The sequence below is a fragment of the Desulfuromonas acetoxidans DSM 684 genome (genome assembly GCF_000167355.1).
GTDB lineage: Bacteria > Desulfobacterota > Desulfuromonadia > Desulfuromonadales > Desulfuromonadaceae > Desulfuromonas > Desulfuromonas acetoxidans.
The window spans coordinates 210,015-220,576 of the sequence record NZ_AAEW02000006.1 but is presented as its reverse complement, the minus strand read 5'-3'; the positions used below and the strand labels follow the sequence as shown (position 1 = coordinate 220,576).

The 10,562-nt window shown below is 52.3% G+C and carries 10 protein-coding genes; all 10 read left to right on the top strand.

Annotated features, from left to right (window positions below):
- Positions 1 to 73: 73 nt before the first annotated feature.
- Positions 74 to 307 carry an RNA chaperone Hfq gene (gene hfq / locus DACE_RS06680; protein WP_005999575.1) on the top strand — a complete coding sequence of 78 codons (234 nt, stop codon included), beginning with the start codon at positions 74 to 76 and terminating at the stop codon, positions 305 to 307.
- A 75-nt stretch (positions 308 to 382) separates the two neighbouring features.
- On the top strand, positions 383 to 1,681 hold the full coding sequence (locus DACE_RS06675) for a DUF512 domain-containing protein (protein WP_005999572.1): 1,299 nt from the start codon (positions 383 to 385) through the stop codon (positions 1,679 to 1,681).
- A 15-nt stretch (positions 1,682 to 1,696) separates the two neighbouring features.
- A complete protein-coding gene (locus DACE_RS17160; protein ID WP_005999570.1) occupies positions 1,697 to 2,476 on the top strand; it encodes a tetratricopeptide repeat protein in 780 nt (259 codons plus the stop codon).
- Positions 2,469 to 2,804: a CxxCxxCC domain-containing protein gene (locus tag DACE_RS17835; protein WP_176290142.1), complete on the top strand. Its 336-nt coding sequence runs from the start codon at positions 2,469 to 2,471 to the stop codon at positions 2,802 to 2,804. Before DACE_RS17160 ends, DACE_RS17835 begins: the two co-directional genes overlap by 8 nt.
- A gap of 348 nt (positions 2,805 to 3,152) precedes the next feature.
- Complete coding sequence (locus tag DACE_RS06665; protein WP_005999567.1) at positions 3,153 to 5,549, top strand: AsmA family protein; 2,397 nt, start codon at positions 3,153 to 3,155, stop codon at positions 5,547 to 5,549.
- 57 nt (positions 5,550 to 5,606) lie between these two features.
- Positions 5,607 to 5,933, top strand: a complete 327-nt coding sequence (locus DACE_RS06660; RefSeq protein ID WP_005999565.1) for a PilZ domain-containing protein — start codon at positions 5,607 to 5,609, stop codon at positions 5,931 to 5,933.
- A gap of 173 nt (positions 5,934 to 6,106) precedes the next feature.
- Positions 6,107 to 6,859, top strand: coding sequence for a TlyA family RNA methyltransferase (locus tag DACE_RS06655; protein WP_005999564.1), 753 nt, complete (start codon positions 6,107 to 6,109; stop codon positions 6,857 to 6,859).
- A gap of 10 nt (positions 6,860 to 6,869) precedes the next feature.
- A complete protein-coding gene (locus DACE_RS06650; RefSeq protein WP_005999562.1) occupies positions 6,870 to 7,985 on the top strand; it encodes a metallophosphoesterase family protein in 1,116 nt (371 codons plus the stop codon).
- On the top strand, positions 7,982 to 10,165 hold the full coding sequence (locus tag DACE_RS06645) for an ATP-binding protein (protein WP_005999559.1): 2,184 nt from the start codon (positions 7,982 to 7,984) through the stop codon (positions 10,163 to 10,165). Before DACE_RS06650 ends, DACE_RS06645 begins: the two co-directional genes overlap by 4 nt.
- A complete protein-coding gene (locus DACE_RS06640) occupies positions 10,140 to 10,487 on the top strand; it encodes a histidine triad nucleotide-binding protein (RefSeq protein ID WP_005999557.1) in 348 nt (115 codons plus the stop codon). The genes DACE_RS06645 and DACE_RS06640 overlap by 26 nt, the downstream gene beginning before the upstream one ends.
- Positions 10,488 to 10,562 lie beyond the last annotated feature (75 nt).

Here is a 10,562-nt window from a genome sequence, read left to right as displayed (position 1 = left end):
ATAGTAGGTTTGATAGTATCCTTGCATGGATTGAAAATTTTATTTAAATGCATTTATTGAAGGAGTGAAGGTCATGGCAAAAACACCGTTTAACATTCAGGATCAGTATTTGAACCAAGCGCGTAAAGAGCGCGTTAAAATTACCGTTGTCATGATGTCGGGTGAACAGTTGCAGGGTTATATCAAATCGTTTGATAATTTCTGTGTGCTGATTGAGAGCGGCGGCGACTTTTTGCTGTATAAACACGCGATTTCATCCATTACCTCAGCCGACGGCTTGTTCAAGTTACATGGCGGCCGCGATTAGTGTGGACCGCTTCATACGTTAGCGACAGGCCCCCGACTGGAGTGCAGCGGGGGCCTTCTTTGTTTCAGGCCGACTATGTTGGAAATTGAATCAGTAGATCAAGGTAGTATCGCCGATCAGCTTGAGCTGTGTTGCGGTGATTTTTTGCTGGCAGTGAACGGCGAAGAGGTTCATGACCAGATCGATTATGAATTGCTGCTTCGCGGTGAAGCGCTGGTTCTCGATATTGAGAAGCAAGATGGCCAATTGTGGGAACTCGACTTTGAAAAAGACGAAGATGAACCCCTTGGTCTGCATTTTGGTGCATCGAGCCCCCGGCAGTGCCGTAACCTTTGCCAGTTCTGTTTTGTTCGCCAGCTCCCGGACGGGATGCGTGATAGTCTCTATGTGCGCGATGATGACTATCGCTATTCGTATCTCTACGGCGCCTATATCAGTCTGACCAATCTGAGTGAAGAGGATGTTTCGCGCATCCTCCGTCAGCAGCTTTCTCCATTGTATGCCTCGGTACATGCCACGGACAAAACCGTACGCAGCTCTTTGCTCGGTCGTCCTGTGGAATCGCCGATACCGTTGTTAAAGCGGTTGATTGCCGGAGGGATTCAGTTGCATACGCAGATTGTTCTGTGTCCCGGTGTCAATGATGGTGCGGTGTTGGATCAGACCATTGATGCGTTGGCGGCCTTGTATCCGGAGATTCAGACATTGGCTGTGGTTCCTGTTGGTTTGACCGGGCATCGCCACGCTTTGCCGAAGTTGCAGCGGTTTACAGCCGAACAGTGTCGCGAGGTCATCACTCTTATCGAAACAAAGCAACAGTGCTTTATTCGGCAATGTGGTAGTCGTTTCGTTTTTGCTGCGGATGAATTTTACCTGCAGGGCCAGGTTGATTTTCCTGATCTGGCGGATTATGAAAAGTTACACCAGATTGAAAACGGTGTCGGCCTGGTAGCTCTGTTTCGTCACGAAGAGCAGGAGGTCCTCGCTGAACCGGCTGATTATAGCGACTGTCGCATGGGGATTGTCACCGGCCGATCAGCTGCCGGTGAGTTGAGCCGTTTTTCTCAGCGGTTCAATCAGCATACGGGGAGCCGTTTGCAGGTGTTTGTTGTTGATAATCTTTTTTTTGCCGGTGGGGTCACAGTGGCCGGACTGTTGACGGGGCATGATATTGTTGAGCAGTTGCAGGGGCAGAAACTTCCTGACATTCTGCTGATTCCCGATATGATGTGTCGTGAGGGGCAGGATGTTCTGCTCGATGATATGACCCTGGAGGGGCTCGCTGAAACCCTTCATGTTGAAATTGCCAAGATTCCCCCATCACCGTGGGGAATTGCTGATTTTGTCGCATATTATCAGGATGTGACGGCTTAACCACAGGATGACCATATGGAAACTCCCGAGCAGATAATTGAACAGGCGACGGACAAGTTGGAACAGGGGCAAGGACGACAGGCCGTTGATCTGCTGACGCGCGCTCATCGCCAATTCAGCGACAACGAAGAAGTGATTGTCTTATTGGCTGAAGCCTATGCTGAAAACCGTCAGCCGCGCAAAGCGTTGCAGCTTCTGGAGCGCTTTGGCAGTGAAGCTGCCGCAGGTGCGGAACTGGTGTTGGCCCTGGGCGATGAATATTATGCTCAGGACCAAGTTGCCGAGGCGCGTCAGACTTATGAACGCCTTGCCGACTCGGCGGATCATGCGGCGGAGGCTCTGGTGCGATTGGGGTTGTTGTGCTTTTCCGAACAGGATTACGCTGCAGCAAAGAGCCATTTTGATCAGGCGTTAGAGGTTGATCCCTCTTGCGTTGCCGCTTTGAATTCGCTGGGGGATTTATGCCAGGAACATAATGATTCGGCCGCGGCAAAAAAGTGGTACCTCAAAGCTTTATCCGTTGATGATGAAGATGTCGAAGCGGCTGGGAACCTTGCCGAGTTATTTTACGAAACAGGTCAGTTGGAGGAGGCTGAGCGCTATGCTCGCCAGGCTGTGAGCCTCGATCCGGGTTATGCTCCGGCCTGGCTGACGTTAGGGTATCTGTATCTGGACCAGGACCGTGAAAAAGATGCAGCACGTTGTTTTGAAACGTTTCTGCGCTGGGAGAAGAGCCCGACTGCGCAGGACATTATTATTGAGGTCAAAGCGGTTCTGGAGGCCCTACGTGACTAGAGCACATCTTCGGCCCGGCAGCCCGGAATGGGAAGAGTTGTGTCAGCGTTGTGCCCGTTGTTGTTATGAAAAACTCGAGTATTGCGGCGAAATCTTTTATACCGCGTCGCCTTGCCCCCACCTGGATGAATCGACACAGCGTTGTCGCGTTTACTCCAACCGCACGGTTGAACAACCCGATTGTGCGGCGTTGACACCGGAAATTATAGCGATGGGCGTGTTACCGCAAGGGTGTCCTTATCGCCGTTTTGCGCCTGACTCCCCCCTGCCAAAAATATCCAGCGAACTGCCTGACGAGATACGCCGACAACTCAATCTTGATCTCTAGCAGGATGTTGAAAAAGTCCCATCCGAGGCCTTTTTAATGACGGAAGCCGAAAATGCGATTTCCGCCATGCTTACAAAATCAAGGACTTGAAAACCTGTCCTTGATTTTTGTCGCCCGTCCATGGGCTCCGCAGTTTGTTTTTCAACAGCCTTCTAATGTGTTTTGGCCGGGATAATTTATGTCATGTTGCTTTCTTATGAGTGAAAAGGCATAATTGTTTTTTCATTTGAATTGGAGCGGTTCGAAGGACGTTATTCCCGTTCCTGAGGGCAATATCTTTTCTGCTATACTTAGTGTGTAAAGAAATCTGTCTGTAGTGTGATGTCCTCACGTGGCGAGGAGAGGGTTATGGGCAACAGAGTTTTAAAGTATCTCAGTGTTTTTGCCCTGTTATCCATCTTTGTTTTGGGGGGCTTGGTCATTGTTGCCCATTTTCTCGTGACCCCTGAACGGATTCGTGATGCGGTTGTTCCCGTTTTGGAACAAAAGCTTCAACGAAAAGTGCATCTTGCGGGTGTGGAGGTCAGCCTGTTTTCCGGGGTGACCCTGAACCACCTGGCTGTTGTCGATTCTAACGATGATACCCTGCTTGTCTCTGCCGACAAGGTGGTGATGCGTTATCAATTGTGGCCGCTTCTTTTACAGCGGGTAGTGATTGATGAAGTTCGCATCGAACGACCGAAACTCAACGTTGAACGGCGTGCCGGGGGGCAGTGGAATCTGACCTTTCTCCCTCAGCCTGCTCCCACCCCAAAAGTGCAGACAGCATCACTGATCCCTTCTGCCGGAGAGACCGGCATTGACCTGTTGGTTTCCGACCTCTATATCAGTCAGGGTGAGGTGATTTTTAAGGACTACACGTTCGGCACTCCGGCCCATATCTATAAATTGTCCCAGTTTGATCTACGGCTCGGCAATGTGTCCTTTGACCGCGAATCCAGCATTGTTCTATGGGGAAAATTCAACGGTTCCCCCGTGGATATTGAAGGAAAATTTGCTCTCGGAGCACAGACGTTTGATCTTGAGCTGGTCACGGATGGTCTGGACCTGATTCCGTTGCAACCCTATTATCGCCATTATCTTAATGGCCGTCTTGACGGTCTGGTTCTTGATGCGGAATTACGCGTTCGCGGCGGTCTGACCGCACCGGTGCAGGTATCGGGACAATTGGTCACCCGCGATCTGGATCTGGTGCTGAACAATTTGAAGTCCTGGCCGTTGCAGGGACGACGCATTGATTTTGATGTTGATCTGGGTCTTGATGCGGCTCATCAACGCCTTGATGTGGCCGCATTGAATGTTGATGTGAATGGAATTGAGTTGCAGGCTCAGGGGGCCGTCACCGGTTTGGACCAGCAGCCTGTTGTCGATTTGAAAGTGACGACCCCGCAATGGTCGCTGCGTCGGCTTGTTCAGGAGTTGCCGCGTTCGCTGAGTCGCGATATGGCGGGTTATGATCCGGCTGGTACCGTCGATGGTGAATGGGTTGTACAGGGGCCGGTCTCTTTAGGCAAGGGGTTGTTAAAGCAGGGACGACTTGAGTTGTCGGCGGTTCAGTTGTCCGTTGATAAATGGCGGCCCCGTTTTGATGGGCGATTGGACGTGACCGATCAGGTGCTGGACAGTCAGGACCTGGCCATTGCTCTTGGCGACAATCGTTTATCCGTCACTCTACACAGCGACGATTGGCAGCGTACGATGCCGCGCTTCACGATGCAGCTGCGTAGCGAACTGTTCGATGCTACCCCCCAATCCAGTGGCACCTCGGTGCGGATTGCAGAGGCCTCTTCTGGGCTTGACGCCTCCGGAGACGGTGCCCCCGCGGTCTACCGTAAGCAGCATGAGCCCGGACCTGTCCAGTTGCCGATGGTGATCAACGGTGACGTGGCGATTGAACATCTCAAATGGAATAACATGCGGGTGGATGGTCTGCGTGGCCAGTTTGCCCTGGATCAAAATATCCTCAGGGTGAACACTCTGGTGGGCCGGTTGGCGTCAGGGACGTTTCGTTGTGATGGCCAGATCGATCTGAATCGACAGGGCTTTGTTTATCAGGGACATGGCGAGGCGCGTGACATTGATCTCAATGACTTTGTGGCTCAGGTCCAGCCCGAGAAACAGGGGGCTTTGTTTGGCTCTGCTGGGCTGGATATGGACTTTAAAGGTGCCGGCACGCAATCGTTGCGCATTCAGCAGAATCTCGCTGGCACCGGAGACTTCACGATTGTCGATGGCCGGATGGAGGGCACCGCTTTGATGAAGCAGTTGGCCGCTTTGTTAGTGCTGCCGGAATTCTCTGTCTTCAGTTTTCAACAGGGTTCAGGTTCCTTTACGCTGCATACCGGTGGCCAGCTTGACTATGTCAGCCAATTCTCCGGAAGTCGCTCTCGCCTGAAATCTCAAGGAACCGTGCAGTTGACGAAAGAGATCGCAAGCACTCTCGATGTCTATCTGGCGCCGGCCCTGGTGGAAAAATTGAACCCTGGCGACAGCGTGAGAAAATATATGGTAAGTCAGGATGGGTGGGGGCGTGTCCCTTTAACAATTTCCGGGCGTTACGATCGGCCGCAACTGAGTTATAATATGACGGTTGTCGGGCAGAAAGCCAGTGAGGTCGTCACTCGGAAACTGCAGGAAAAACTTCAAAAACACACCGGAGATGAGACGGCGGAACCTTTAGTCAAACCTGCTGCCGATTTACTCAACTCAGCGTTGAAAGAGCTGCTTGGACCGGTAAAAGAGTGATCTTTTCCCGGTTGTTGTCACGATCTTCTGTGCCGGGGGATCAGGAGAAGGGCCAATATGGTTGATAAGCGCCGTAAAGGGCGAGTAAAAAAACGCTTACGTATTCTCTATGGGACTGAAATTCCATCTAAGGTTGGATTTACATCCGACATCTCCGGTTCCGGACTGTGTATCAAGTCTTTTATCGTTTACAAACCAGGGGCCTTGGTTCTCATGGAGCTTGAACTTCCCAACGGTGACGTTGCACGTCTGGAAGGTCGTGTTCACTGGGCTCGTAAAGTTCCACCTGATCTGTTGCGCAAGGTAAAACACGCCGGTATGGGGATCAAAATCGTCAACTTTCTCAGTGGTCGTGACGCCTATCTTGAGCTGTGTCAGGGGTAACCAGACATTCAGCTTTCTTTTGATTTCTCGATCCTCTGATCCCACGTGTCCACGGTTGCTCGGAACTACGCTCTATGGTAGGTTTGGAGTGGTGTTGAGGCCTGTGGATCTCTTCTGTCTGTTTCCTCATTTTAGAGCTTTTAGCAACAACCTCTTTTATTAGCGAAAATCTTATGTCTGCAACGAAAGAGCGCCTGGATAAACGCGTGGTTGAACTGGGCTTGTGCCGTTCTCGTGAGCGAGCGCGAGCCCTTATTATGTCCGGCAATGTTTTGGTCAATGAGACCGTTATTGACAAAGCCGGTACCCGTGTTGCTGTGGATGCCGCGATCCGGGTTCGAGGGGGCGATCTGCCCTATGTGTCGCGGGGTGGCCTCAAGCTGGCGGGAGGACTTGAGCAGTTTGGTCTTGAGGTGAACGGACGAGTTGCCGTGGATGTTGGTGCTTCGACCGGTGGTTTCACCGATTGCCTGTTGCAGAACGGTGCCGCCAAGGTTTATGCCGTGGATGTCGGTTATGGCCAATTGGCCTGGAAACTGCGTGAAGATGACCGGGTGGTTAACCTGGAACGCACAAATATTCGTGAACTGACCCGCGAGCAACTCGGTGATGTGCCGGATCTGGCCGTAATCGATGCCTCATTCATCTCCCTGGAAAAGGTTTTGCCTCCGACTCTGGCCGTGCTTGCGGCGGATGCGGATATTGTTGCCCTGATTAAACCCCAGTTTGAAGTGGGTAAGGGAAATGTTGGCAAAGGCGGTGTGGTTCGTGATGAACAACAACATGCCCAGGTTATTGACAAAATCAGACAACTGGCCGAGACGTTGAACTGTGATGTGAGCGCTCTGTGTGAGAGTCCGATTCTTGGTCCAAAAGGGAACCGGGAATTTCTGATTCATCTTAGACGCCGTGTCGTAACGAACTGATTTTTTTATCATGATAAAGCTTCTTCATAGCAGCGATTTGAGTTTGGGGGCCAAGCTGTCTTTTGTCCCTGCCGTGGGTGAACGCCTTGCTGTTGCCCAGATGGCAACCTTGGATCGTCTTCTTGCTCAGGCGACCAACCATGAGGTTGATCTGCTCATTTTTACCGGTAATCTGTTTGCGCATCACGCACCGGAAGCCACCTTGCGCGAGGCGGTTTTCCATCGTTTGACGGCACTTGCTCCCGCGATTCGCATTGTCATATTACCCGGTTGTTACGATCACCCGTTGGGTGCCGATTCCGTGTATCGCGACGAGCGTTTTCAGCCTTGGGTGGTTGACGAGCGCGGCGTGGATTCGCAGCCGCTGGTGTTCAACCTCGCGGCGGGAGATCTTTTTTTGTACACTCTGCCGTGGCAATGTGATCCAGGCAATGCCCATAGTTATATGGCGCGTCGCTCCGGTGACGGAGTGCATCTCGGTGCCTTTCACAGCCTTAAACTCGATCAGCGTAATCCGTTTCAAGATCCGTTGGTGCATTGGAAGAAAGCGATCCTGGCATGGGATTTGGATTATGTCGTGGTGGGCAATCGCAGCCGTGGCACGGTTAAGCATGGCGCAACGTTGTGCGCTGATTGCCCGGGAACCCCGCAAGGGCTCAGCTTCAACGAATGTGGTGAACGGTGCTGCTCCATGGTGACTCTGGGGGGCGATAATGTCGAGCTTGAATCGCTGGCAACCGAGTCGATCCGTTTTGAACAGCGCGAGCTTGAGGTGATGATGCATGAACCGGCGGAGCATTTTCATCAGATGCTGGATGAATGGGCCCAGCGCGATGTTGCCTTGCGAGTCCGCCTGGTTGGGGCCATTGAAGAACTGTTTGATCCTGTCAAAGTGGTGGCACGCCACCAGGAGCGTTTTGCCTTGTTGGCGTGTGACGATGAGACCCGGTTTCTTGCCAGTGAAACATTGACCCGGTTGGCTGAGGAGGAGACGGTACGCGGGATTTTGTGTCGTCGTTTTATTGAGCTGGCCGTGGATGCTTCAGAGAGCCAGCGCTCGGTTTATGAAAAGGCGTTACGTGAGTTGTTGCACCGCTTTCATGCCGTTGCGGAGGATGAGGTATGATTCTGCGCAGTCTGGAATTAAAAAGCTTTGGCCGCTTCAATGACAAAACCTTTGAGTTTCGTCGAGGAATGAACCTGGTGGTCGGTGCCAATGAAGCCGGTAAATCGACCATGATGGCGTCCATTCCGGCAGTTCTGTTCGGTCTGCGCGACAAACAGCGCTATCAACCGTGGGGCAGCCAACAGGGTTGTCAGGCGGTGTTACAGTTTGAAAGCCAGCAGCGCAACATCCGCCTTGAGCGGGATGTGGTGACGGATCAAGTCAATCTGTTTCAGTACGATGGCATGTATCATTTGATGGATCATTTCAGTGCCCAGATTGCTTTGAGCCATCACCCGGAACACTATCAGCAGTATGTTCAATTGTTGCGTGCGCTTCTCGGTATCAGCGATGAACCGTTGTTTCGAGCCACGCAATTTGTCGGCCAAGGGGATTTCCCGACAACCTCCGATGAATTTGAACGTTTTTTGCGCACTATTTTGTCTGGATTTACCCAAGGGGACAGCGAAATGGTGTTGCGCTCGCTCAAAGATGATTACGACGCCGTGACCAGTGACAATCCGTGGAGTGGTGTGACGGTCTCTCCCCGAGAGTTGGAAGTGGTCCATGATGCGTTGCAAGATATGGCGCAGCGCCAGCAGCAGAGTGATGAGTTGTTAGCTGAACTGGAACAGGTGCGACAACAGATCGTCTCACTTAAAGGCGAATTGGCTGAGGACCGGCAGCAACTTGACGAGGGCCTCAATTACATCGCCTGGATTCAGCAGCAATGGCAAATCGAAGCAGAAGTGCCTGAGCCAGATGACGATGAACGCGGTGAGGTTGCAAACGCAGATGGTGAAGATGGCATAGCGAGCGAGCGGCAACAGTTGGAACAGACTCTGCGCGATGCCGGGATTCCTGTGCCGGTACCGGAGGACCTGACACGTTTGCTGGCTGACGCGGATGAAGTGCGCCATCAGATGGTTGCCCTGCAATCCGAGATGATTCCGTTTCGTGATCGTCTGCAGAAGGTGCGTCATCCCGACTGGAAGCGGCCGTTTCTGTTTATGCTGTTGATGATTGTCGCAGGCCAGTCGACGTACTTTTTGCTGCCGCAGTGGACCCTCGGTGTCGCCATTTTGGCCGGTTTCGGGGCCGTTGCCGGATGGGGCTGGTTTGGTTGCCGTTTTGCCAAAGTCAAAAAAAACTGTCAGGGGCTGCAGGAGAAGATTGCCGCGCTTGAGCAGCGTCGCGATCAGGAGCAGCAACGACTGACGGCACTGGATGACGAATTTGAAGCCATGGGCATTGCCTCTTCAGCCGTTGAGCTGGTGCGGATTCAGAAAGCGTTTGAACAGCATCATGAGGCGTTACAGCGTCTTGCTGCGCTTATGCCATGTGAAGATCACCAAAGCGAACCGGGTCGAGCGGTTACCGCGTCTGAACGGGCATGTGCTCACGATGAAGCATCTTGTTCTGAACATCTGACGCCCGAGGATTTACCTGAGGCCAAGAGTAAACTGGATGCTTTGGAACACTCGATTCACAATCGTGAAGCCGATCTTCTTGCCCTGGTGCGCCATGAAGCCGTGTTATTGGGACGGCTGGCAGAGGGGGAACAGGATGTCCGCCATCGTGAACAGCTCGAACAGCGTCAAGGAGTTCTTGAGCAACGCAAACAGGTTCTTCACTGTGCCATTGATGTGTTGCAGCAGTCACTGGAGGAGTTTCATTCCAGCAGCCTGCAATGCTTTGAAAAGCGTATTGCCAAATATTTGCGTAAGGCAACACAGAACAAGTACTCGGCGATTGCCATTGAGCAGGACTTCTCGGCGCGCCTGAAAAGTCGCAACGGCCAATGGGTGGCCCTGGAGCAACTCAGCCGCGGCACCATGGACGCCGTTTGCCTGGCGATTCGTCTTGGACTGTCTCACTTTTTGACGCCGGGGAAAACGCTGCCATTCTTTCTCGATGATGCTCTGATTAACCTTGATGGGGAGCGTTTGCAGGAAAGTGTTACCGTCTTGGAGCGTTTAAGTGCTGATCACCAGATTATCCTGTTTTCACATGACGAAAGATTGCATAAGATAGCAGCCAGGAGACGGTGGCATGTGATTGCGTTGAGTGAACGGCGTAGTCGTAACGTCACCAGAAATAAAGAGGGAGCTGAAGATGCCGGACAACTGTCTTTTCTGTAAAATCGTCGCCGGAGAGATTCCGGCCGAGATTGTCTATGAAGATGATCTGGTCGTGGCCTTTAAAGATATCGACCCCCAGGCACCGGTCCATATGCTGATCATTCCACGCAAGCACATTGTGGGTATGAATGACATTGAGGACGAGGACCAACAGGTTCTTGCCCGTATCCATTTTGTTGCCGTGAAATTGGCCCGCCAGTTTGATATTGCCGAGCCCGGTTACCGGCTGGTCAATAACTGTAACGAACATGGCGGACAAGCCGTTGGCCATTTGCACTACCATCTGCTCGGCGGACGCCAGCTGAGCTGGCCTCCAGGGTAGTTGCTTGGCTGGAAGCGCATTGATGGGTAGGATGAGTCTCCGTGTCGCAGGCTCAGTTGTTTAAGTTTGACTCAG

Excerpts from the sequence above, each read along its gene's own strand:
- DACE_RS06640 (WP_005999557.1), top strand. The coding sequence starts at position 10,140 with ATGCCGGACAACTGTCTTTTCTGTAAAATCGTCGCCGGAGAGATTCCG.
- DACE_RS06650 (WP_005999562.1), top strand. The coding sequence starts at position 6,870 with ATGATAAAGCTTCTTCATAGCAGCGATTTGAGTTTGGGGGCCAAGCTG.
- DACE_RS06660 (WP_005999565.1), top strand. The coding sequence starts at position 5,607 with ATGGTTGATAAGCGCCGTAAAGGGCGAGTAAAAAAACGCTTACGTATT.
- DACE_RS06655 (WP_005999564.1), top strand. The coding sequence starts at position 6,107 with ATGTCTGCAACGAAAGAGCGCCTGGATAAACGCGTGGTTGAACTGGGC.
- DACE_RS17160 (WP_005999570.1), top strand. The coding sequence starts at position 1,697 with ATGGAAACTCCCGAGCAGATAATTGAACAGGCGACGGACAAGTTGGAA.
- DACE_RS06665 (WP_005999567.1), top strand. The coding sequence starts at position 3,153 with ATGGGCAACAGAGTTTTAAAGTATCTCAGTGTTTTTGCCCTGTTATCC.
- DACE_RS06675 (WP_005999572.1), top strand. The coding sequence starts at position 383 with ATGTTGGAAATTGAATCAGTAGATCAAGGTAGTATCGCCGATCAGCTT.
- DACE_RS06645 (WP_005999559.1), top strand. The coding sequence starts at position 7,982 with ATGATTCTGCGCAGTCTGGAATTAAAAAGCTTTGGCCGCTTCAATGAC.
- hfq (WP_005999575.1), top strand. The coding sequence starts at position 74 with ATGGCAAAAACACCGTTTAACATTCAGGATCAGTATTTGAACCAAGCG.